The sequence below is a fragment of the Proteus hauseri ATCC 700826 genome (genome assembly GCF_001654965.1).
Classification (GTDB): domain Bacteria; phylum Pseudomonadota; class Gammaproteobacteria; order Enterobacterales; family Enterobacteriaceae; genus Proteus; species Proteus hauseri.
The window spans coordinates 163924-187095 of the sequence record NZ_LXEV01000018.1; the positions used below are offsets into that span (position 1 = coordinate 163924).

Here is a 23172-nt window from a genome sequence, read left to right on the forward strand (position 1 = left end):
TAACTCTATTTGTATGTAATTATTTGTTGGTGTAAATCTCTCTTAATCCATTTAACAGTATAGTGATATGTGTTTTTAAGGTGTTGGAAATAACCTGATATTCGTTTTTACCAATTCTATCCCATCCTGTTTGTCGTAAGATAGTTTCTCTTACTAAACGAAATGATAACACTTCTCCTAAAATAGCGTGAGTGTGTAACATTGTCGCTGGAAGCGTAGCATCTAAACCTATATATAGCGCTAATAATTTATTTACGCGAGTAAGAAGTGGAGATAACGCTTGCTGGTGGATGAGTGAGTATGCTTCTGTGGGGACTAATTGCTCTCTTGCCATAATACGGCTTAGGTGAATGTTTTCTTTATCAAGTACAAGTTGTGCGTATTGTAAGAAACTATCGATAATCAGATTTTGTAACAAAGGAAGATGTGCGGTAGGATCAGGACGAGCGAGAAACTCATCAAGCACAATAACAGTAGGTTCAAAATCGATACGAATTAAATCGGCAATATGTTGTGCAACAGCAAGATATAAGCCTTCTTTTGAACCAAAATAATAAGCAATTGCGGCAATATTTTGTTGTGCTGATTGTGCAATTTGCCGTGTGGTTGCGCCATCGGACCCATTTTTACCAAAGATTTCGCATGCAGCTTCCAGTAATTGTTGCTTTGCGAGTTCACCCCGAGTCGTCTTCTGATGAGTGTCTGACATAATAGAAGGTACCTTACTTAAGTAAAATGTAACAAACTCATGATATTAAAATAGCGATAATAATTGCATTATATTCGATGATATTGAGTAAAAGGAAAAAATTGTTATAAATACTTAAATAAAAATGACATGTAATAAAAAAATAACGATTTATTCTTAAAAATTATTTTTATATTCGGAACATATCAAAAACTGTTAGAATAGGAGTTATTAGGTTAACCTGACAAGGTTCATTCTCTTTCACTTATTGTGAAAGCCCGTCATTTTTAATTTCAATCACCGTGTTATACGTTCTGGTTGTAGGAGACTACTGTTTTGACCGATTTTACATCGCTTGGTTTAAGTGAGGCGCTGCTCCGCGCTATTGATGAACAAGGGTATAAAACCCCAACCCCTATTCAACAACAGGCGATAGAGCCGATTTTGGCGGGTAAGGACGTATTAGCAAGTGCGCAGACTGGTACAGGTAAAACGGCAGCTTTTACTCTCCCAATTTTAGAAAAGCTGTTTAAATCAGCAGATAAAACCAAAGGCCGCCAACCTGTTAAAGCCTTGATTTTAACGCCAACACGTGAACTGGCTGCACAAATTGCAGAGAATGTGAAAGCGTATAGCCGCTATTTGCCTATTCGTTCTTTAGTTGTTTTTGGTGGCGTTAGCATTAACCCGCAAATGATGAAGCTACGCGGTGGTGTTGATGTGCTAATTGCAACACCAGGACGTTTACTCGATCTTGAACATCAAAATGCCGTTGATCTTTCTCGTGTTGAAATGCTGGTATTAGATGAAGCTGACCGTATGTTAGATATGGGCTTTATCCACGACATTCGCCGAATTATCAATAAATTACCTAAAAAGCGTCAAAATTTACTGTTTTCAGCGACATTTTCTAAAGAGATCACTGGCCTTGCCAATACATTATTAAATAATCCAATTAGTATTTCTGTGGCGCCAAGAAACTCAGCGGCAGAATCAGTTGAGCAACATGTTCATTTAGTTGATAAAAAACGTAAAGCTGAACTGTTATCTTACCTTATTGGTAAAGAAGATTGGTCACAAGTACTGATTTTTACTCGTACTAAACATGGTGCGAATAAACTTGCAGAACAACTGAATTTAGATGGTATTAAATCTGCGGCTATCCACGGAAATAAAAGCCAAGGTGCGAGAACACGTGCATTGGCTGATTTTAAAACGGGTAAGTTAAAAGCATTAGTTGCAACAGATATTGCAGCGCGTGGATTAGATATCGATCAGCTACCGTATGTCGTGAATTTTGAGTTACCACAAGTAGCTGAGGATTATGTTCACCGTATTGGTAGAACAGGTCGTGCTGCTGCAACAGGTAAAGCAATTTCTTTAGTTTGTGTTGATGAACATGGATTATTAGCTGATATCGAGCGTTTACTAAAACGTGAAATTCCACGTTTAGCGCTAGAAGGTTATGATCCTGATCCGTCAATCAAAGCTGCACCTTTGCATAAAAAACCAAAAAATAATGCACCACGTAGAAGTGGTGGTGGTCATGGCCGTGCTGATATTCGAGGCAAAGACAATCGCAATAATTCTCGTAAAGAGGGCGATAGCGAAGGCAAAGAGGCTGGGCGTAATAAAAGTAAAGAAAGTTATCGCAATAAAGATGGCTCTCGTACAGGTAAACTAGGGCCTCGTCGTACGGGTAAAAGTGAATCAGATAGCGATAATCAAAGTCCTTGGTCAAAAGCTAGAAAAGAGTTCTGAGGCTAAAAAGTGCGAGTATTATTAGCGCCAATGGAGGGGGTTTTAGACCCCCTTGTTAGAGATTTACTTACCTCTATTAATGACTACGACCTTTGTATTACTGAATTTATTCGGGTCGTGAATTCATTACTGCCAACAAAAGCGTTTTATCGCTTATGTCCTGAATTACATAATCAAAGTCGCACTAGTAGTGGCACTTTAGTGCGTGTTCAACTATTAGGACAACACCCACAATGGCTTGCTGAAAATGCATTTAGAGCCACTTCTTTAGGTTCTTGGGGGGTCGATCTTAATTGTGGTTGTCCATCAAAAACAGTAAATGGTAGTGGTGGCGGTGCTTCATTATTAAAGCAGCCAGAGCTAATTTATCAGGCAACCAAAGCTATCCGAGGTGCTGTGCCTACGCAATTACCTGTTTCAGTAAAAGTTAGGCTAGGCTGGGATTCAGTAGAATCTAGCTATGAAATTGCTGATGCGGTTGTGCAAGGCGGCGCAACAGAAATTACCATTCACGGTAGAACCAAAGAAGATGGTTATCGTGCTGATAAAATAGATTGGCAGGCTATTGGTCATATTCGCCAACGGCTGTCTATCCCTGTTATTGCTAATGGTGAAATTTGGGATCGTGAAAGTGCGTTAAATTGTTTATCTACAACAGATTGTGATGCGGTAATGATTGGGCGTGGTGCAATGAATACCCCTAATTTAAGCCGTGTTATAAAAGGCACTGAGCAACGAATGCCTTGGAAAGATGTTGAGCAGTTATTAAAGCGATATATTCGTTTAGAAAAGCGCGGCGATACAACGATTTACCATGCGGCACGAATTAAACAGTGGTTAGGTTATTTGCGTAAAGAATATCAAGAAGCTGATACGCTATTTACTCAAGTACGTACATTAAAAACATCACCTGAAATCGCGGTAGTGATAGAAGCGCTGTAGTTTAAGCTGCTGTAAAAGATAAAGTCTAGAAATAATCTGATGCCCAGAAATAGCGCAAAATGTATTGCGCTATTTTTTTATTCTCATTTTAACCAAAAATATTTTATTGATTATTGTCAATTATTGGAAAAAATCATTATATCGACTTACACTAATTAAGTGACGAATTTCTGATATGTCTTTATATCATATATTTTTAGGGGGAATTATGGGTGTATTAGCGTGGATTATCTTTGGTTTAATTGCGGGTATTCTTGCCAAATTTCTGATGCCAGGCTCTTATGATATTGGTCTAATATGGACTTGTATTCTGGGGATTGTCGGTGCGGTTGTTGGTGGTGCAATTAGTAGCTTCTTTGGTAAAGGCAAAGTTGATGGTTTTAACTTCGGTAGTTTTATCGTTGCAGTTATTGGTGCGATAGTTGTTTTATATTTGGCTAAGATTTTTGCCAGCTAATTTCGCTGATTAAATAGCAGTAAATTAAAAAAGTAAACCCGCATTGGCGGGTTTACTTTTTTAATTTAAATGTTGATTGTTAACTTTTAACACTCGCAAGGTAATGCGTTATCGGCACCCCATTGTGCCCAGGAACCATCATAAAGTGCGACAGATTGGCAACCTAAAACAGTTAATGCTAAAAATAAAATAGACGCTGTCATACCTGAACCGCAGCTCACAATAATAGGTTGTGATAAATCGACACCCGCTTGTTCAAAGTGTTTTTTTAACTCGCTCCGGCTTTTTAATTGTCCTTGTTCAACTAGCAAATCCCAAGGTACATTTTTACTTTCTGGAATATGTCCACTGCGCAAACCTGGACGAGGTTCTGGCGCACGACCATAAAATCGATCAGCAGAACGAGCATCAATGACTTGTTTTTGCTGATTAGTTACATTTTCTAATACTTGTTGCTGATCCGCTTTACGTTGAGCATCGCGTTCAACGACAAAAGGAGTTGGTGCTGGTATGCTAATCACATCACCTTTTTCGAGAGGAAATCCAGCATCAACCCACGCTTGTAAGCCCCCCGCTAAAATGCGCACGTTTTTACAACCCAATGTGGTGAATGTCCACCAGCCACGAGGTGCTGAAAATAAATTACCTTGATCATAAAGAATCACTGTAGTGGAGTTAGAGATACCTAATAAAGTCAAGGTTTCTGAAAATAACTCATCAGAAGGCAACATATGCGGTAATGCAGTGGTTTTATCTGCTATTTCGTCAAGATTAAAAAAATGAGCGCGAGGAATATGACGTTCAAGATAATGTTGCTGATAATTAATCACTTGTGTTGGCATTGGCGCACTAACATCAAGGATCACAAGGTCATTATCATTTTGATGTTCAAATAACCATTGGGGAGTAACAAAATAATCATATTCCATGATTCAACCTCATTTATTTTGCAGAAGGTGAGCTGTCGGGTATTGCCGGGAATTGTTGTGTTGGTGATGTTTCAGGCTGCGTTTGTTTAGATTCTATTGGTGTAGTAGAGCGAGTATAGATATTTAAACCCGCAAGAAAAACGCCACCTATTGAGCCAAATGCAAGTAGTGCGATAACGACGATAATTATTTTTTTCATAATGTTCATTTGCAGATGAATGTTGCGCAAAAGTATATCGAGATATGTGATTGAAACAAGCACTAAGTCGGCATAAATAGCAAATAAAATTGCTTAAGCTTTAGACAAAAAGTAGTTATAAATTATAAGTGTGATAAATAATAAATAGGCTGTTTATTTGCATAAACAGCCTTAATGGTACTGATAAGTTGTAGTTAATAATGTTGATCAAAGATTACAGTCAATGATAAGAAAAAACCCCTTAAACTCTGAAGTAATAGAGTTTAAGGGCAAGGGGTAACGCAACTTAAAATATCATTTAAAGCATAGTAAGTACCTTTATGAATAAAGGAACCAAAATGTCATTACTAAGTTCACAATAGCGGCTACAGCCATAGGAATTGCTGTACGTTTAACAATTTGGAAAGGTGACACATTAGCAATACCAGCAATAGCAACAATTGCTGCGGTAATGGGTGAAACTGTACGACCAAAGCTGGTCATAATTTGCATTGGTAGAATTAAAGTAATGACATCAACTTTTAAGAATGCGGCAATTTTGGGTGTTAATGCGGCAAATGAGAAGAACGCAGCATTACCCGAGCCCATTAAAAAGGCGGCTAATGCAAGGATAGCGCTCATAACAATTATCATAGCTGCAATACCAAAACCAGCATCTTGTGCAGATGAAATTAGCGTATCTACTGCACCACTTTTTAATAATCCATTTGCAAAGAATTCACCGGATACAATTAGCGATACCACTAAAACAAACTGCTTACCCATTCCTTCAAAAAATAGCATAAAACTATTCATGACTGCTTTAGCGTCACGTAAGCGAGCATATTCAAATAAAAGTGCAATCACCGTACTAATAATCATAGCAGTGGTAACTTCTAATTTAATATAAGGATGTAATAGTGGGCTAAAGCCGATAATTAAAATTAATGGAATAACAGGTAATAGAGCGTAAGACAGTGGAATTTTATTACCTTCTTCTTTTACAGCATCAATAGTTGTTGGGTCAAAAACAAAACCTTCACGTTTATCCCACCAGCGTTGAATAAAGAAATGGGTAATAGCAACAGCAATAATAATAGGAATTGTAATAGGTAATTGATGTTGAACAAAATAAACCGCAGGTTCAATATCGGCTGTCTTTGCTGCCATAATAACGTTACCAGAACCTGGTCCGTGGTCGATAAATTGGCAGCACCCAATAACTGCTAATGCTGAAAGAGGGCTAATGCCAGAACGAATTAAAATAGGGTACATCGTGACCATTAACAGCATACCTAAACCAGCATGGCTAGGGATAAAAATAACCAAAATTTGGGTAACTAAAAATGAAATAACTAATAACAAATAAGGCGATTTAATTGCTTTTAATGGTTTTTCAAAAATAGCGAATAAAGCACGGCTAGCACCTACATGTTCCATATAACGAGAGAAACCCGCAATTGCCATTAACGTTAAACCTAATCCCGCTAATCTAGAACTCATGATATCCGTAAATATTTGAAAAATATCAAAATACTTAAATTGAGTTGATTTGTTTTCTGGTAATAACGGATTAAGATCAAGAGATGCGGTGAGGAGCAATAGCAGCAAGCCCCCCAGTAATAACACGGGTTGAGGTTTATAACCTCGCGCCAATAAATAAACCACCAGCGCTGTTACCAGCGCGGCAATAATTAAACCTGTCATAGTAAATTCCCCGGTAGTGATGCAGTATTCTTGTTATTGGTTTAATGTTGAAAATGCTTGTGTAATATCTGCAATAAGGTCATCGGTTGCTTCAAGTCCAATATGTAAACGTACAAAAGGACCGTGGCCTTCACGCCAGTCAGATGCGGTTCTTGCACCTATAACGTTTGCTGGTAATGCAAGACTTTCAAATCCGCCCCATGAAGCGCCAATACCAAACAAATTGAGTGCATCAATAAACTGTTCAGATTGTTTAGTGGTAAATTGTTTTTTAAATTCAATGGTTAATAGTCCATTGCTCCCTTTACAGTCGCGTTTCCATAAGTCATGGCGAGGGTGACTAGGTAATTCTGGGAACCAAACTTTTTCAACTTCAGGGCGCGTTTCGAGCCATTGGGCGATAGTAAAAGCCGATTTACCATGAGCCGCAATTCGTTGACCCAAAGTTCGCATTCCGCGTAATACTAATGCTGCGTCATCTGGGCTACTGGCCTGACCTAAAGCTTCTGGCAACGCGCCAATTTTTTGCCATGCTTTTTCATTAGCAACCATAATGCCCATCATGACATCTGAGTGGCCGCATAAATATTTCGTCGCTGCAATAACAGAGACATCTGCACCTAGTTCTAATGGGTTATAAAGCCAAGCGGATCCCCAAGTATTATCAACACCAACAGGGATATCTCTCTCATGAGCAATACGGCAAATTTCAGGTAAATCCAGCATTTCATAAAGTAATGAACCCGGTGATTCGACAAAAATTAGCTGAGTATTTTCTTGTATTTTTTGCTCAAAATCTGAACCATCAGTTTTAAAAAAACTGTAAGCAATATTATTTGGTTCTAAAAATGCTGAGGCGATTTTACGCACAGGCTCATAAACGGAGTCGGCAAATAAAACATGACCGCCATTACGTGCATATCCCATAATAGTGACGGCGATAGCGGCAAGCCCAGTAGGGAATAGCTGAGCGCGATGGCCACCTTCTAGCTCTGTGACTAATGCTTCAAGTGCAAAGGCGGTTTCTGTACCACGAGCGCCATAACTCAAAACGCGTTCTGTTGCTCTGCGATCACGAACATCACGCCAGCTTTTAATTGAATCAAAAACGATAGTACTTGCCCGCATTACAGGAGGATTAATTGGGCCTGATGTTTTAATTTCTTGGCGTCCACTGTGTATAAGCGTTGTTTGTTTATTCTGTTTCATTATTAATATCTCCGAATATAGAAATAGAGGTCCCTGGTAATTAAATAAAAGAATTAATTACTATCTGCGTTTCGTGTTTCTATTATTTATAACAAACTTATTTATTTTTAAAATATCTATTTTCTAAAAATGATGATCTTGCTCTAACTTTTTAGCATTAATTATTCTAATTAAATCTTAAATAATGCTTAAGATTTAAAAGTTATAATTAATAAATAAATGATTATTTGTAAGTTATTGAATTAATGTTATTTTTTAATTGATTAGAAATATTTAAAATTAGATTAAAATTATCAAAGTGTTTTTTATTAAATTATATTGCATAAATAAAATAACAAACCAATAAGTCATTTTATTTAAAAAGTGATTTTTTAATTATTATTTTCACAGGGGAAAATATTATGGGTACTAGCGTATTTGATTCGGTTTTATTAAAGAATTTATGGTCTACAGAAGAAATGCGATCTATTTTCTCTGATAAAACAAGAATGCAAAATTGGCTCGATTACGAAGCGGCGTTAGCGATAGAGCAAGCAAATTTGGGGTTGATCCCGAAAGATGCCGCAGAAGTTATTGCTGATACAGCAAAACTTGAAAAGCTCGATATGGATTATGTACTAGAACAGGTTCGTCTTACTCGCCATCCATTAGTGCCAACCATTCGCGGATTAGAACACGCTTGTCCTGAACATTATGGGGAATATGTTCACTTTGGGCCAACGACACAAGATGTCATTGATACCGGGCTAGTGCTGCAACTTAAAGATGCACATCAAACTTTTTTACGTGATATCAAGATATTAGGTCGTTCACTATTATCACTAAGCGAAAAACATCGCAATACACCCATGGTAGGGCGCACTTTAGCGTTACAGGCACTGCCGATAACTTTTGGGCATAAAACAGCAATTTGGTTAACCGAACTTACTCGCCATTATCAACGCCTTAAAGAAGTTGAGCCTCGTTTATTTGTGGGAAGTGTTGTTGGTGCAGTGGGAACAAAAGCCTCTTTAAGTGATAAGGCAGATGAATTAGAAGCGCGAGTTTTAAAACGTTTAGGCTTAGGTGTGCCTGAAATTTCATGGCAGCCAGCGCGTGATAGATTTAGTGAATATGGCATGTTATTGGGCTTAATTAGCGGCACTCTAGGTAAAATTGCTAATGAAATATTACTATTAGCACATAATGAAATTGATGAGCTTTCTGAACCCTTTAGCAAGGGGCAAGTGGGATCTTCAACCATGCCACATAAGCGTAATCCAGCTATTGTTGAAAATGCCGCCTGTGTTAGTAATACCTTAAAAGCTAATTTATCTGTGTTAACCGATATGATGAAACACCAACATGAGCGTGATGGTGCCATTTGGAAAATGGAATGGAAAATAATGCCAGAAATGTGCTTAATGCTATCGGTTATCTTCGATAATATGAAAACGGTATTAGGTGGATTAAATGTTCATGTTGATAAAATGCGTTCAAATATGGATATTTTAGGTGGATTTATGCTGGCTGAGCGTGTGATGTTTGCTTTATCTGATAAAGCAGGTAAACAAACGGCTCATGAAATAGTGTATGAAGCTGCTATGTATGGGCAAGAAGAAGGAATTACATTTGTCGAGGCCATCAATCGCGATACGCGTATTCGTGATCATATCACTCAAGAAGAACTTGATGCATTGTTAGATCCAACGACTTACGTTGGTAATGCACCAGAGCAGGTGGGTCGTGTTATCGAACAAACTCAAGCTTCTGGTTGGTTAAATGATTAAGTGACTTTATAAAACTTACCCTTTTTATTATCTAAAAGCCGGTGAAACACTGGCTTTTTCTTAATCGATTTCGAGGTGTTTATGACATTGAGTCAGCATTTAAGCCAATTTATTACTACAACCACGTTTGCTGATTTACCCGTTGAAGTTATTAGCCGAGCAAAAATTCATTTATTAGATACATTAGGCGTTGCACTTGCAGGAAGTACACAGCAAAGTGCACTTCAAGGGCGACAAGGTATCGCGTTTCTACCTGATAGCCAAGGTGATATTCCTATTTGGGGAAGCTCACTAACAGCAAGTACAACAGCCGCAGCTTTAGCGAATGGAATTGCTGCTCATGCACTAGATTTTGATGACACACATACGGATTCTATTACTCATGGTAGCGCCGTTTTAACACCAATAGCGTTTGCATTAGGAGAATCTATCGGGGCATCATCAGAAGAGATTTTAACTGCATGGATTGTTGGTTGGGAAGTTGCGGCGCGAGTAGGCTTAGCCAGTCATAATGGGTTTCATCAACGAGGTTTTCATGCCACGGCAATAGCTGGGATTTTTGGCGCGACAGCTTGTGCAGCTTCTTTACTAAAACTCACACCAGAACAAACAACCAATGCGTTGGGACTAACAGGAAGCCAAGCGAGTGGTGTGGCTGAATATTTAACTAATAGCTCATCTTCAAAGTGCTTTCATGCCGGGTGGGCTGCGCAATCAGGCATTATTGCTGCCTCATTGGCAAAAGGGGGAATGACAGGGCCTGAGACAATATTTGAAGGACGATATAGCCTCTATCATACTCATGGTATAGAAGCGCAAGCCCAGCCAAATCAAGTTGCTCAGGGATTAGGTGAGGTATGGGAGTTTTTAAACGTATCGATTAAACCTTATCCCGTGTGTCATTTTGCTCATGCAACTGTAGATTGTGGTCGTAAATTATTAAAAAGAGGTATAAGTGCCGATGATATTAAGAGTGTGGAATGTGTTATTGATCCTATTGCTGCGGCATTGATTTGTGAGCCACCAGAAACAAAATGGGCACCAACAACGGCTTACGGTGCAAAATTTAGCTTACCTTGGTTGTTTGCCGCAGGATTTTTAGATGATGAACTGACTTTATTTTCATTATTACCTGAGAATTTACAGCGTAAAGATATTCAAATGTTAGCTAAGAAAGTGAGTTATCGTTATCCTGAAAAAGATGAAATTCCATTTCCTACTTATTTTCCAGGGCTTATTTTTGTCACTTTACATAGCGGTGAACAGCTTAGTGAAAGGTTAGATATTCAATACGGCAACCCTAAAAATCCGATGATGGATGCTGATGTAGTAAAAAAATTCTACGATAACACAGCGTTGGTGATAGAAAATCAACAAGTAACGCAGCTGGTTGAAAAAGTGTTGGTATTTGAAACAGTAGATATTTCAGAAATTACGCAATTACTGCGTAGATAAGCACTTATCGAGCAAAGTTAAATAACTCTTTAGTGGGATTGGTTTGATTAACCAATCCTTTATTTTTTATGTTTTTTAGTGAATAACTTAATGAAAAATAAGTATTTATTGTCTTGCGCACATAAACTCTGATGTACAAACAATGTTATCGCCAATACGTGCAACGCCTGAAAAACTAACAATCGTTCGACGCTGTCGGCGAAATTGAATATCAAAATGCAGTTGATCACCTGCTTTTACCACATCATAAAAACGCGCATTTTTAATACTGGCAAAATAACATTGCTGCCCTGTTGCCATAGGCGAAAGGTAATAATGAGCTAAGACGCCTGCTGCTTGAGCCATACTTTCAAGCAGCAATAACGGGGGGTAAAACTCACCATAAACGACGGTGTCGTTAGTGGTGACGTTTTTAAGTGCAGTCAATTTTCCCTCAGCGAGTTCTAATGGTTCTGAAATTACGCTATCAATAAGTAAAAAGGGATAACGATGAGGTAAAATTTCCATTATTTCGTTCACTGAGATCGGCATTCAACGCCTCCAATGGATGACTAAAGCACATAGCCGCTACAAAAGAGTCGTTATTCTAGACTCGTAATAATGTGACGTAAATCAGTTAAAGCTGATTCATTGAGTGGCTCTTGAGGCAAAATAGGATCGCCAACTTCAAATCCTTGGATATTTAATGAGGCTTTAATACAAGATGCCAATGAGTATTTAGTAAAAGCTTCGTTGATTTGCCACATTTCTTTTTGTTTCGCCAGTGCAGTATCAAAATCGCCTTGAGTTGCTAATTGATAAAGCTCGACGCATTGTTTGGGTAAAACACAAGCAGGCCCAGCCATCCAACCTACGCCACCCAGTTTTAGTACTAGTAATGGAATATGAGCTGATGCACTAAAGATTTTAACGCGATCACCAAAGGTGTTAATCATGGTTAATAATCGCCCGGTATTACTAGAGGCATCTTTAATATATTCAATGTTAGGCACATAACTGAGTTCATTGAAGAGAGAAATAGGAAGAACATCGCCTAATAATCCCGGATTAGTATAAATAGTCATTGATTTTTCAGGGAATGCTTCTGCGATAGTACGAAAATAACCCGCTTGTGCACTTTCACTTAGTGGATACATTTTTTGTGAAATCAACACCATGCCATCGACACCCAGTTTGGCGTATTGCTCAGCTTGATGACAGGCATCGGCAGTTGAAAACCCTGCGACACCTGCGATGACAGGAATACGGCCAGCGGTTTGATCTACGGTAATACGGACAATTTCATTACGCTGTGCTTGTGAAAGATAAGCATATTCGCCAGTACTACCTAGCGGGCTTAAGCCATGAACGCCACACTCAATAAGGTGCTCAATAAGGCGACGTAATGAAGCCTCTAGTACAATACCTTTATGTTGATCGATAGGAGAGACAAGATAAGGAAAAATACCATGAAAGTGAGTCATAATCGGTGTCCTGTTTTATATTTTTAGCGTGTTATCTATCGCTGTTCTTGATCATTTTAATTGGATTGTTAGTTTTTGTTTAATCCTGTTGATGAGTAATATCAGCATGATTTATAACTTCATTTTGCTCATTTTTTAATGAATCAAACAATATTTGAGCAGCTTTAGCAGGGCTATTGGAATTAAGATAAAGATTATAATGAATAGCAGGAAGTGCAGGTAATCCCTCGTTCTCGCCCAAAATGCGTAAATCATCTCCTGAAAGTTCTATTGAGCGTGCCATAACGCCTAAACCGGCACGAACTGCTGCGCGAGCACCTGAAAGCGTGGTGGCAATATAAGCAATTCGCCAACGAATATCTTGCTGATCAAGATGATTAATCATCATGTCGCGATAAGTGCTTGGTTCATCAAGAACAACTAACGGTAACGGTTCATCAAGATCAAATCGAAAGTGCTTTCCGCAATACCACAGTGAAGGTGATACGCGTAAAACAATTTTTGGATAGCCTACATGCTCTTCTGTAGAAATAACCAAATCAAGCTCGTTATTTTCTAACATCGACATAAGAAACGGGCTGCGTTTAACAATAATTTCCATAATAAGGCGAGGATAAGCGCCAGAAAATCGCGCTAATAGATCAGGTAAAATAGTGTTTGCGGTGTCGTCAGGCGAGCCTATTTTTAAAATGCCGTCTATTTCTTCATGCATTAGCGAAAGGCAGGCTTCATCATTAAGTCGTAAAATACGTCGCGCATAGTTGAGTAACTGCATACCTGCTTCTGTCAGTGTTTTATTGCGCCCTTGGCGAGCAAAGAGTTCTTTTCCTATAAGGGATTCAAGGCGTTGCATTTGCTGGCTAACGGCAGACTGGGTACGACAAACAGATTCAGCGGCAGCGGCAAATGTATTGCCATCAACGACAGCAACAAAAGTTCTGAGTAAATCGAGCTCTAAATTAAAAATAGGGCGCTTTGCAGAAGTCATTTTTATTATCTCTTCAAAAGGGTTGGTGTTGTGTGTTATGCAAATGAAATAATATTTTGTTAGAAAGCTATTTTAAGTATTACGTAAAGCGTTACTCATACTAAAAAGAGTTGAATTAATAATCTATAACTAAGCTCAATAATTTCGTAGTGTTACCCATTATTCGATGAAAAATAAGAGTAAACGAAGGTAACTACTGATTTTTATACAGTGTTATGAGACAATGACGCTCTTTTTTAACTCAGCAATAGAGTGGTTATGTCCCTTTCCCAGTCCGTGAAAAATCAAATAAGTCAGTGGTATAAAGCCTTGCCAGATCATATTGACGGGTTTGTTCCTCGCGCGCCACAGCGACAAATGATTGCTGAGGTTGCTAAGACTTTTTCAGATGATGCTGGACGCCATTTGGTGATAGAAGCGCCAACAGGAGTAGGTAAAACCCTTTCTTATCTTATCCCGGGAATTGCGATTAGCCGAGACGAGAAAAAACCGCTGATTATTAGTACTGCCAATGTGGCATTACAAGATCAAATCTATAGTAAAGATTTACCATTACTGAAAAAAATCATTCCTGATCTTACTTTTACTGGCGCATTTGGTCGTGGTCGCTATTTGTGTCCGCGTAATTTAGCGGCAATTTGTGCGACAGAAGGTGAGCAAATTGATTTAATGTTTCTGCTTGAAGATAAAGTAGATATTGCAACCAGCGCAGAACGCGATATTTGCCAAGAGTTAAAGCAAGATTTTACCCGTTTTGGTTGGGATGGTTTACGCGATCACCATAAACGAGCATTAACAGACAGCTTATGGCGCAAAATTAGTACTGATAAAATGAACTGTTTAGGTCGTAATTGCCAATATTACCACCGCTGTCCATTTTTTATTGCTCGCCGTGAAATTGATGAAGTTGATGTTGTTATTACTAATCATTCATTAGTGATGGCGGCAATGGAGAGCGAATCGGTTTTACCTGATGCTAAAAACTTACTTTTGGTACTTGACGAAGGTCATCATATTCCTGATGTAGCAAGGGATGCACTTGAAGTAGAGGGTGAAATTACACTGTTATCGTTAAATAGCCAACTTGATAATATTACTCGACATGTGAGCCAATATTTAGCGCAGTTTGTTCCTGTAAAACCACCCAAATTGGCTGATCCCATTCGTTTTGATGCGCATATAGCAAAATTACGTGAAACTTATCAAGATGTTGATACCTTTACTCGCGCCTTACTACCTGAACGCAGTGAAAAAGATGAGTATATTTTTCCATTAGGGGAATTGCCAGAACAGCTATTATTAAGCTGTCAGTCACTCTTTAAACTTACTGATGGCTTAAAAATATTAGGTGAAGCCATTCTGAGTGATTTAACAGAGCGTACGGCAAAAGAAGATGTGGTGCGTTTACATCGGGCTATTTTAACCACCAGCAGAATGGTGGGTTATTTAGAAAATATGTCAAAACTGTGGCGTTTAGCGACATTAGAACAAACATCAAAAGCACCTGTCTCAAAATGGCTTACGCGTCGTTATGAGAAAAAACAATCTCATCTCTCTTTTCATTGTGCGGGTATTCGTGTTAGTGAGCAGCTTACTCAGCTGTTATGGCGCAATATCCCTCATATTGTTGTGACATCTGCGACTTTGCGTTCTTTAAATAGCTTTTCACGTATTCAAGAATTAACAGGATTAAGTGAACACTTTGATGATCGTTTTATTGCATTATCATCGCCATTTACGCATGAAAAACAGGGTAAATTAATTATTCCGCAAATGAATTATGAGCCAACTATTCATAATGAAGCCGAGCATTTAAAAGAGATGGCGTGTTATTTTCGTCAACAAATGAAAGAAAATAACCATCGCGGACAATTAGTTCTGTTTAGTAGCCAACGTGCGATGGAAGGTTTTTTAGAGCAAGTAAAAGATTTACGTTTATGTTTGCTGGTGCAAGGTGATCAACCCCGTTATCGATTAGTCGAAACCCACTGCAAACGTATTGATGCTGGTGATAATAGTGTTTTAATTGGTCTACAATCTTTTGCTGAAGGATTAGATTTGAAAGGTGATTATTTAACGCAGGTGCATATTCATAAAATTGCGTTTCCACCTGTCACTGATCCCGTTATCGTCACTGAGGGGGAATGGTTAAAATCGCTAAAACGTTATCCCTTTGAAGTGCAAAGTTTACCGAGTGCATCGTTTAATTTAATTCAGCAAGTAGGGCGATTAATTAGAAGTCACCATTGTCATGGCGAAATTGTTATTTATGATAAACGCTTATTAACTAAAAATTATGGTTCTCGTTTATTAACTGCTCTTCCTGTATTTCCGATTTATCAGCCAGAAATGCCTCAAGAGAATAAATAAAAAGACTGCCTTTAATGACAGTCTTTTTAAGTAATAATAATGATTTTATTACAGTTTATTAATTTTCAATATTCGCTTCTAGGAACCATAAGAATTTATCAAGATCACGAGATGCGGCTGTAAACATATCTGCGGTGTCTTCATCTTCGGCTTCATCGATAGCTTTGCGAATATCGTTAGCCACTATCGCATAACGGTCTGCAAGTGCTTTTAAGTGCTCTTGTACATCATGAATATCTAATGGGTAGGCTTTTAGTGGTGTCTTTTTGCTAACAGTTTGCGCTGTACCAAGTACTACACCGCCTAATTGGACAATACGTTCTGCGAAAGTATCTGTGTGCTCATTAATGGTATCGCGGAAGCCATCAACCATTTCATGTACAGAAATAAAATTTCTGCCACGCATATTCCAGTGAGCTTGTTTTGTGATGAGAGACAAGTCGATAAACTGAGTCACCATCTGCTGAAGTAATTCGATAGTGTGCAGTTTAACACTGTCATCAAGATTATTACGGGTATAAAGCAGGGTTGAAGGTGTGGATTTGACTAATTTAGCAGTACTCATAATCGTTCTCCCTAAATAATTAATAAATCAAAATCTTAATTTCTGGTAATTATGATAGTGAATTATTAATGGTTAGTCTTATCGCTTAATACTATTAAATTGATAGGTCATCTCTTGGCAAAATGTAAACTATCTAAATAGTCTATTTAGGGTAAGCCAAAGCTATTAAAATAGCAATAATAGCTCCGTAAAGTTATTATTTAATAAGTAAAAGGGATCTTACGATCCCTTTTTATTTTATGATTAACAAAATAAGTTAATTATCTATTTTACTTCTTCAATTTTTGTCTTACTTTTCATTGTGGTGGTTGAGCCAATAGAAGCAAGAACAATAAATGCAAGGGCAACCCACTGTATTAAAGTGAGGTGTTCATGAAGGAAGATAATACCAATAAACGCGCCCATACAAGGCTCTAAACTCATCAGAGTACCAAAGGTTTTGGCGGGTAAACGAGTAAGCGCAATCATTTCTAGTGTATAAGGAAATGCGGTAGATAAAATCGCAATAACCAATGCGATAGGTAAAATAGACCAACTAAACATAAGCTCAGGGCTACTTTGCATTAATCCAATAGGGAAGAAGATAAATGCAGCAATTAAAGAACCAATAGAAACCGTTGCGGTACCGTAGCCTTTTCCTGCACGTTGTCCGAATACGATGTATAACGCCCAACCAACACCTGCACCTAAAGCATAAAGAATGCCAAGGGGATCAAGTCCATGAATATTATCCCCAATCGGTAATAATAATCCTAACCCTGCAATAACTAAGATAATCCAGACAAAGTCGATGGCTCTACGTGAAGAGAACATAGCAACTGCCAATGGCCCAGTAAATTCGAGAGCAACGGCAATGCCTAATGGAATAGTCTCTAATGCAAGATAGAACAAATAGTTCATTGCACCGAGAGATAAACCATATAAAAACAATGGCATTAATGATTCACGAGTAAATTTTATTCGCCACGGTTTAAAAATAAAAAAGAGTATTAAAGTCCCCAATAGCAGTCGTAATGCGGTAACGGCTGGGGCGCCAATAACAGGAAATAGGCTTTTTGCCAGAGAAGCACCGCTTTGTATTGAAAGCATAGAAAGAAGCAAAAGCAGTACAGGGTAAAACACCTGTAATTTAGCTGAGTATCTGGCTGACAACATCCTGATAAACCTCGTTAATAATAATTCGTGTATGGATCCCTGTTATGCTATATAACAAAGGATCGCATAATATAAAATAAAATCATGGTATTTAATATGATTATTTATTATTTATTTTATTTAATTTATGTTTCGTTTTAATAAATTAAAATTTAAGTTGGTTGATTTTTAATAAAATACAAGAAATAAATTGATTAAATAATTTTATTTAATAAAAGTGAAACAGAGAGATATTTTATAAAAATGATAAAATTACTTCTTTTAACCTTTGTAATCAATAATAGCTCAAGTATAATTTTTACTTCGTTTTAACTAGCAAAAAGAGAATAAAAAATGAATAACATAAAATCTATCGCCGTGTATTGTGGTTCAAGTTTAGGTGCTTCATCTATTTATAAAGAGCAAGCAATTATTTTTGCCCAAGAGCTAGTTAAACGAAATATCACTTTGGTTTATGGTGGTGCAAGTGTAGGAATTATGGGAGCGCTAGCTGATACAGTATTACAAGAGGGCGGGAAAGTTATTGGCGTTATCCCAACGTTATTAGAAGGACGAGAAATTTCACATAAAAATCTGTCTGAGCTATATGTTGTTGAAACAATGCATCAGCGTAAAAATAAAATGATTGAACTAGCAGACGGATTTGTTGCATTACCGGGTGGTTTTGGTACGTTGGAAGAGTTTAGTGAAGTATTTACTTGGAGCCAAATTGGTCTTCATCAAAAGCCATTAGGTATACTTAATATTAATCAATTCTACGATCCATTATTAATGATGATTAATAAAATGGCTGATGAACAATTTTTACACGAAAAATACCGTACAATGGCAATTGTAGAACAGTGTCCAATTCAATTACTCGACAAATTTAATTCTTATATTGCACCCCCAGTAAAAACCTATAATAAATAAAGGTGAAGAATGATAATAATAAGAAAAGCAATTTTATCTGATGTAGATGAGATTAATGTACTTTATACCCATCTATTTAATGAAATGGCACAGCTACAACCTGAAAGATTAAAACCGGGTAAACAAGATGAAGCCTTTATTGTTAATGGTATTGAAAATAATAAATTTCATCTTTTGGTCGCTGATTCAGATGGGAAAGTGGTTGGATTTAGTATTTCACAAATCCAAGAAACGCCCATGTTTAATTGTTTAGTGCAGCGTAAATATGCTTATATTTACGACATTGCGGTTGATCCTTTAGTACGTAGTCAAGGTGTTGGTCGTTTGCTACTAGATGCAATGAAACAATGGGCTAAATCGCAAAAAATGACGCATCTAGAATTGTCGGTATTAGCTGAAAATGGCGCGGCAAAGCGTTTTTATCAGCGAGAAGGATTAACCGAAATCAGTACGGTAATGGGAATAGCTTTATAACAAGTACAATTAAACGCATTTAATTCTTGTCGAGCCCACAATAGATAAAAATAAACCCGCGATTAAGCGGGTTTATTAATTATATTATTCAGCTAAATTGTGGGTTTCCCCGCAATGATCGTACACAATACCCTGACATTTTCAATATCTTCTGGTGATATTTCAAACAAGTTTCTATCTAATATGATCATATCGGCAAATTTACCTTGTTCTAATGAGCCAATATATTGTTCTCTGCCTAGCGCATAAGCGGCATTAATAGTCGCTGAACGTAATACTTCGATTAATGTAAGGTTGCGGTCATTATCAAGGCGAGGAGCTGATACTTCTTTTTGGCGTGTCATCGCGACTTTAAAGTCGTACCATTCATTGAGTGGATCTATTGGCCAATCACTGCCAAAGGCAATGGTCACACCCGCATCAATAAATTTACCTGCTGTTTCTAAATATTGGCACCGTGCTTGACCTAACATCTCAATCTCTTTTTCGATATTATTCTGTTCTACGCCAGCCCATTGAAATGAAAGAAAAGGATAAACATTTAACTGTGCAAAACGCGCGTAATCTTTTTCACACATTAATTCGTTGTGAGCTAAACCGGGACGAATATCTTTATTGGGTAAGGTATTGCGCATTTCGCCAATTGCATCAAGGGCGGTGCTAATTGCACCTTCAGCAACGGTATGAATATGAGGATGATAGCCTGCTCGGCTTATTTCAGTGATTAGTGGTGTTAAAATTTCAGCTGAAAAATAGAGATCACCTAAATGTTCTGAAATTTGCCAGTGTGGTGTTTCATCGGTGCCTACATTAATACGATAAGGTGAATGTAAGCGAGCTGTCATTATTGGCGCTTGTAATACGCCATCAAGAAACAGCTTAATATGACGAATTGCAACGCTAGGCTTCGCCCCTTCACTGGTTTGATGCCATTGTGAAAAACGTGTTGCAGCATGATGTACTGCGTTAGGAATATCATTAATGGTAGGCACATCATCAGGGGTGATTTCAACCGCATTTTCAACCCGAATAGTGAGCTCATCGGCCGCTCTTAAGGTATTAAAAGCACGTAATTGTGGCTCTCCAACACGAGCATCCATAATGGTTGTAACGCCTTGCTCATTTAGTATTTTCTGAACATGACGCGCAATTTGTAGATTTTGTGCTTCAGTTAATGGCGGCAAGCTATCAATTGCCTGCATTGCTGGTGCATCTTCAAGAATACCTATCGGGGTTCTATCGGCGTCGCGCTCAATATTACCGTCGGGTGGATCTGGTGTTTCTGATGTGATGTTTAGCAATGCCAATGCGCGAGAATTAGCTAAAACACTATGGCAATCACTTGAAAATAACAAAATAGGGCGTTGGGTGTTTAAAGTATCAAGATGATAGCGCGTCATTTGCACACCTTCGGGTTGCATTGCTTCACGATACCACGCTGAGACTTTTAACCATTCGCTATCATTATCAACAGGAGAATTATCAAGATGATTTTGAATATGAGAAAGAATTTCAGGAATGGTAAGTGACTCATAATTAAGATGACAACCCGCTAATGTAGCACCACCCCAAAATGGATGCATATGGGCATCAATAATACCCGGCATAACCATTTTCCCTTGTAAATCTATCATTTTTGTTTTTTCATTACAGAAAGAATTTAAGCTCTCTTTGGTTCCTGTGGCGATAATAAATCCCTGAGATATAGCGATAGCATTAAGGATACTGTTGTTATTATCGGCGGTATAAATATATCCGTTGTAATAGAGCGTTTCTGCAATTTGAAATGTCATTATTCTGCCTTGTCTAGCTGTGTTGATTGTATTGCTTGTGGTGATTGCTATTTTGCTTTCGTGCTTATAGGAAATCCTGTTGCGTTTAACGTGGTTGGTCATATTAGGAAATCAAGGTAAATACTACAAGCTTGTTACATTGATTTAACTAGGGGTTATACCTAGAACAGTATTTAAAAGATGCTAAATAGCATAAAAGAATAATACTGAGAGAGATAAGGCAGGTGGTGTGAGATATACCTGCCTTATTAGTATTGATGATAGAAAAGGTCAGTTATCTGGTGAGTGTGTTGAGCAAACTTCACAATGAGGATTTTTGGGCAATTTAAATTCACGAAATTGCATTCTCATTGCATCAAACATCAGCACTTTACCATAGAGGTTTTCACCATAGCCGGTAAGTAGTTTTATTGCTTCAACAGCTTGTAACGTTCCGATAGTGCCTACAACAGGCGCCATAATGCCCGCTTCAACACAACTTAATGCATTATCGCCAAAAAGGTGACTAAGGCAACGATAGCAAGGTTCATCATTTTGGTAGGTAAATACGCTAATTTGACCTTCCATCCTAATTGCTGCACCAGAAACTAATGGTTTTTTCTGTTGGAAACAAAACCGATTAAGTTGCTCACGTATCATTACGTTATCTGTACAATCCATCACAATATTATGTTGGCTAATCAGTGAGTTGAGTGCGTCTTCTTCAAGTAGCGCATCTACTGTATTAATAATAACGTGGGGATTAATCGCTTCTAATGTTGCTTTTGCCGACAGTACCTTAGGTTGACCTATCGTCGTATCCCGATGAAGAATTTGACGCTGAAGATTAGATAATGAAACGGTATCAAAATCGAGTAAAGTTAACTTTCCTACACCCGCAGCCGCTAAATATTGCGATGCACTACAGCCTAAACCACCTACGCCGACAATCAAAACGGAGGCACTTTTTAGTGCTTCTTGACCGTCAAAATCAAAGCCTCGCAATACAATTTGGCGATTGTATCTTATCGTTTCTTCATCGGTTAGCTCGATATTCATATCGATTATTCGCTTTTTAACAAAGGATTAAACAGCTCGATAGTAACGGTTTCACCTGCTGCAACCTTGCCGCGTTCACGTTCTAGTACGATAAAGCAATTTGCCACACTAAAAGAGCTATAAATATGTGAACCTTGGTGGCCTGTTGTTTCAACTTGCCATGCGCCATCTGCATTAACACTGGCAATGCCGCGCTGAAAATCAAGACGACCTACTGATTTTTTCAGAGAACATTGGGTGATTGCTTGAAAACGTTGTGGTGCTTTCCATTGGCTAAAGCCTGATAAACGCGCAATTAATGGCTGAACTAATTGATAAAAAGTGACGGTTGCTGAAACTGGATTACCCGGTAACCCACAAAACCATGCATTGTGTAAATGACCGAAAGCAAAAGGTTTACCCGGTTTAATCGCCAGCTTCCAAAAACCAATTTTACCAATTTCATCTAGCATTTGTTTGGTATAATCCGCTTCGCCCACTGAAACACCGCCACTGCTGATGACTAAATCGGCTTCTTGATCGGCTTTCATAAAGGTTTCACGTAGTTTTTCTGGTGAGTCGGGAATAACACCGAAATCGAGCACTTCACAACCCAGTTTTTCCAGCATTAAACGTACGGCAAAGCGGTTAGTATCGTAAATTTGACCTGCTTTTAGCGGTTGACCAATAGTTTGTAGCTCATCACCAGTTGAAAATACAGCGACTTTTAATGGACGATAAACTTGAACGTTGGCGATACCTAAAGAGGCTATTAGCGGTAATTGGGCTGTAGAGAGTTTTGTACCTGCGGCTAATACAATGTCGTTTTCTTTTATATCTTCACCAATATGGCGAATATTTTGCCCTTTTTTTGCTGGGTGAGAAAAACGAACGCCGTTTTCAGTTACTTCTGCTTCTTCTTGCATAATGACAGTATCAACATCTGTAGGCACCATTGCGCCCGTCATAATACGAACACAGTGACCTACAGGTAATTCATCCTCAAAAGGTACACCAGCAAAAGCTTTACCAGCAACAGGAAGCGGAGTTTGATTCGCTAAATCTGCATAACGAAGCCCGTAGCCATCCATCGCAGAGTTATCAAAAGAGGGTACATTAAGTGGAGAAGTAATATCTTCACTTAAAATATAACCTGCTGCGTTATTTAATGGGATGCTAAGGGTGTCTGTTATTGCCACCGGTTTTTCAAGCAGTTTTTCTAGCGCTTCATCAAGGGATAACAAACCGCTAACGTGACATTGACTCATTATAAACTCCAAAATCCATAGAACTGTTTTGTTTTATCTCATAATACTAATCTATCATGATGAGCATCATCA

Annotated in this window: 21 protein-coding genes; 8 read left to right on the forward strand and 13 right to left on the reverse strand. The window is 38.1% G+C overall.

Annotated features, from left to right (window positions below; translation table 11 throughout):
- Positions 1–19 precede the first annotated feature (19 nt).
- Positions 20–709, reverse strand: coding sequence for a CerR family C-terminal domain-containing protein (locus M997_RS07070; RefSeq protein WP_064719402.1), 690 nt, complete (start codon positions 707–709; stop codon positions 20–22).
- 315 nt (positions 710–1024) lie between these two features.
- Between M997_RS07070 and rhlE the strand changes: the two genes are divergently transcribed.
- From rhlE to M997_RS07085, 3 genes are all read left to right on the forward strand, one after another.
- Positions 1025–2449 (forward strand): ATP-dependent RNA helicase RhlE, encoded by a 1425-nt coding sequence (rhlE, locus tag M997_RS07075; RefSeq protein WP_064719403.1) that lies wholly within the window; start codon positions 1025–1027, stop codon positions 2447–2449.
- Between the two features lie 9 nt (positions 2450–2458).
- Positions 2459–3391 (forward strand): tRNA dihydrouridine(16) synthase DusC, encoded by a 933-nt coding sequence (gene dusC, locus M997_RS07080; RefSeq protein WP_064719404.1) that lies wholly within the window; start codon positions 2459–2461, stop codon positions 3389–3391.
- Between the two features lie 208 nt (positions 3392–3599).
- Positions 3600–3848: a GlsB/YeaQ/YmgE family stress response membrane protein gene (locus tag M997_RS07085; RefSeq protein WP_064719405.1), complete on the forward strand. Its 249-nt coding sequence runs from the start codon at positions 3600–3602 to the stop codon at positions 3846–3848.
- 86 nt (positions 3849–3934) lie between these two features.
- Here the strand turns inward: M997_RS07085 and sseA are convergent, their stop codons facing one another.
- The 4 genes from sseA to metC form a co-directional block, all read right to left on the reverse strand.
- Positions 3935–4777: a 3-mercaptopyruvate sulfurtransferase gene (gene sseA, locus M997_RS07090; RefSeq protein WP_064719406.1), complete on the reverse strand. Its 843-nt coding sequence runs from the start codon at positions 4775–4777 to the stop codon at positions 3935–3937.
- 13 nt (positions 4778–4790) lie between these two features.
- Positions 4791–4979 carry a hypothetical protein gene (locus M997_RS07095; protein ID WP_192876377.1) on the reverse strand — a complete coding sequence of 63 codons (189 nt, stop codon included), beginning with the start codon at positions 4977–4979 and terminating at the stop codon, positions 4791–4793.
- Positions 4980–5294: 315 nt separating this feature from the next.
- Entirely contained in the window at positions 5295–6662 is a 1368-nt protein-coding gene (dcuC, locus tag M997_RS07100; protein WP_064719408.1) for a C4-dicarboxylate transporter DcuC, read from the reverse strand.
- 33 nt (positions 6663–6695) lie between these two features.
- Entirely contained in the window at positions 6696–7871 is a 1176-nt protein-coding gene (gene metC, locus M997_RS07105; RefSeq protein ID WP_064719409.1) for a cystathionine beta-lyase, read from the reverse strand.
- A gap of 401 nt (positions 7872–8272) precedes the next feature.
- Here metC and purB point away from each other — a divergent pair, with 401 nt between their 5' ends.
- Together purB and M997_RS07115 are read left to right on the forward strand one after the other, a co-directional pair.
- Positions 8273–9640 carry an adenylosuccinate lyase gene (gene purB / locus M997_RS07110; protein WP_064719410.1) on the forward strand — a complete coding sequence of 456 codons (1368 nt, stop codon included), beginning with the start codon at positions 8273–8275 and terminating at the stop codon, positions 9638–9640.
- Positions 9641–9721: 81 nt separating this feature from the next.
- Positions 9722–11095, forward strand: coding sequence for an MmgE/PrpD family protein (locus M997_RS07115; RefSeq protein ID WP_064719411.1), 1374 nt, complete (start codon positions 9722–9724; stop codon positions 11093–11095).
- A gap of 105 nt (positions 11096–11200) precedes the next feature.
- Here the strand turns inward: M997_RS07115 and fabZ are convergent, their stop codons facing one another.
- The 3 genes from fabZ to M997_RS07130 form a co-directional block, all read right to left on the reverse strand.
- Positions 11201–11626, reverse strand: a complete 426-nt coding sequence (fabZ, locus tag M997_RS07120) for a 3-hydroxyacyl-ACP dehydratase FabZ (protein WP_064719412.1) — start codon at positions 11624–11626, stop codon at positions 11201–11203.
- Between the two features lie 50 nt (positions 11627–11676).
- Positions 11677–12558, reverse strand: a complete 882-nt coding sequence (locus M997_RS07125; protein ID WP_064719413.1) for a dihydrodipicolinate synthase family protein — start codon at positions 12556–12558, stop codon at positions 11677–11679.
- 79 nt (positions 12559–12637) lie between these two features.
- Positions 12638–13546 (reverse strand): LysR family transcriptional regulator, encoded by a 909-nt coding sequence (locus M997_RS07130; protein WP_064719414.1) that lies wholly within the window; start codon positions 13544–13546, stop codon positions 12638–12640.
- A gap of 258 nt (positions 13547–13804) precedes the next feature.
- Here M997_RS07130 and dinG point away from each other — a divergent pair, with 258 nt between their 5' ends.
- Positions 13805–15916 (forward strand): ATP-dependent DNA helicase DinG, encoded by a 2112-nt coding sequence (gene dinG, locus M997_RS07135; RefSeq protein ID WP_064719415.1) that lies wholly within the window; start codon positions 13805–13807, stop codon positions 15914–15916.
- A 58-nt stretch (positions 15917–15974) separates the two neighbouring features.
- On the opposite strand, the gene dps is transcribed toward dinG, so the two are convergent.
- Together dps and rhtA are read right to left on the reverse strand one after the other, a co-directional pair.
- Entirely contained in the window at positions 15975–16481 is a 507-nt protein-coding gene (dps, locus tag M997_RS07140) for a DNA starvation/stationary phase protection protein Dps (protein WP_064719416.1), read from the reverse strand.
- 264 nt (positions 16482–16745) lie between these two features.
- A complete protein-coding gene (rhtA, locus tag M997_RS07145) occupies positions 16746–17636 on the reverse strand; it encodes a threonine/homoserine exporter RhtA (protein WP_064719417.1) in 891 nt (296 codons plus the stop codon).
- 333 nt (positions 17637–17969) lie between these two features.
- Between rhtA and M997_RS07150 the strand changes: the two genes are divergently transcribed.
- A complete protein-coding gene (locus M997_RS07150; RefSeq protein ID WP_064719418.1) occupies positions 17970–18548 on the forward strand; it encodes an LOG family protein in 579 nt (192 codons plus the stop codon).
- A gap of 9 nt (positions 18549–18557) precedes the next feature.
- Positions 18558–19022 carry a GNAT family N-acetyltransferase gene (locus M997_RS07155; protein WP_064719419.1) on the forward strand — a complete coding sequence of 155 codons (465 nt, stop codon included), beginning with the start codon at positions 18558–18560 and terminating at the stop codon, positions 19020–19022.
- 92 nt (positions 19023–19114) lie between these two features.
- Here the strand turns inward: M997_RS07155 and M997_RS07160 are convergent, their stop codons facing one another.
- The 3 genes from M997_RS07160 to moeA all read right to left on the reverse strand — a co-directional run bounded on the left by M997_RS07160 (position 19115) and on the right by moeA (position 23100).
- Positions 19115–20815 (reverse strand): amidohydrolase, encoded by a 1701-nt coding sequence (locus M997_RS07160; protein ID WP_064719420.1) that lies wholly within the window; start codon positions 20813–20815, stop codon positions 19115–19117.
- A gap of 270 nt (positions 20816–21085) precedes the next feature.
- Positions 21086–21853, reverse strand: coding sequence for a molybdopterin-synthase adenylyltransferase MoeB (gene moeB / locus M997_RS07165; RefSeq protein ID WP_064719421.1), 768 nt, complete (start codon positions 21851–21853; stop codon positions 21086–21088).
- A gap of 5 nt (positions 21854–21858) precedes the next feature.
- Positions 21859–23100 (reverse strand): molybdopterin molybdotransferase MoeA, encoded by a 1242-nt coding sequence (gene moeA, locus M997_RS07170; RefSeq protein WP_064719422.1) that lies wholly within the window; start codon positions 23098–23100, stop codon positions 21859–21861.
- Positions 23101–23172 lie beyond the last annotated feature (72 nt).

Coding starts and splice junctions, on each gene's coding strand:
- M997_RS07130 (WP_064719414.1), bottom strand. CDS start 13,546: ATGACTTCTGCAAAGCGCCCTATTTTTAATTTAGAGCTCGATTTACTC.
- rhtA (WP_064719417.1), bottom strand. CDS start 17,636: ATGTTGTCAGCCAGATACTCAGCTAAATTACAGGTGTTTTACCCTGTA.
- M997_RS07155 (WP_064719419.1), top strand. CDS start 18,558: ATGATAATAATAAGAAAAGCAATTTTATCTGATGTAGATGAGATTAAT.
- M997_RS07150 (WP_064719418.1), top strand. CDS start 17,970: ATGAATAACATAAAATCTATCGCCGTGTATTGTGGTTCAAGTTTAGGT.
- fabZ (WP_064719412.1), bottom strand. CDS start 11,626: ATGCCGATCTCAGTGAACGAAATAATGGAAATTTTACCTCATCGTTAT.
- dps (WP_064719416.1), bottom strand. CDS start 16,481: ATGAGTACTGCTAAATTAGTCAAATCCACACCTTCAACCCTGCTTTAT.
- sseA (WP_064719406.1), bottom strand. CDS start 4,777: ATGGAATATGATTATTTTGTTACTCCCCAATGGTTATTTGAACATCAA.
- purB (WP_064719410.1), top strand. CDS start 8,273: ATGGGTACTAGCGTATTTGATTCGGTTTTATTAAAGAATTTATGGTCT.
- M997_RS07085 (WP_064719405.1), top strand. CDS start 3,600: ATGGGTGTATTAGCGTGGATTATCTTTGGTTTAATTGCGGGTATTCTT.
- moeA (WP_064719422.1), bottom strand. CDS start 23,100: ATGAGTCAATGTCACGTTAGCGGTTTGTTATCCCTTGATGAAGCGCTA.
- M997_RS07125 (WP_064719413.1), bottom strand. CDS start 12,558: ATGACTCACTTTCATGGTATTTTTCCTTATCTTGTCTCTCCTATCGAT.
- M997_RS07115 (WP_064719411.1), top strand. CDS start 9,722: ATGACATTGAGTCAGCATTTAAGCCAATTTATTACTACAACCACGTTT.
- M997_RS07160 (WP_064719420.1), bottom strand. CDS start 20,815: ATGACATTTCAAATTGCAGAAACGCTCTATTACAACGGATATATTTAT.
- dinG (WP_064719415.1), top strand. CDS start 13,805: ATGTCCCTTTCCCAGTCCGTGAAAAATCAAATAAGTCAGTGGTATAAA.
- metC (WP_064719409.1), bottom strand. CDS start 7,871: ATGAAACAGAATAAACAAACAACGCTTATACACAGTGGACGCCAAGAA.
- M997_RS07070 (WP_064719402.1), bottom strand. CDS start 709: ATGTCAGACACTCATCAGAAGACGACTCGGGGTGAACTCGCAAAGCAA.
- moeB (WP_064719421.1), bottom strand. CDS start 21,853: ATGAATATCGAGCTAACCGATGAAGAAACGATAAGATACAATCGCCAA.
- dcuC (WP_064719408.1), bottom strand. CDS start 6,662: ATGACAGGTTTAATTATTGCCGCGCTGGTAACAGCGCTGGTGGTTTAT.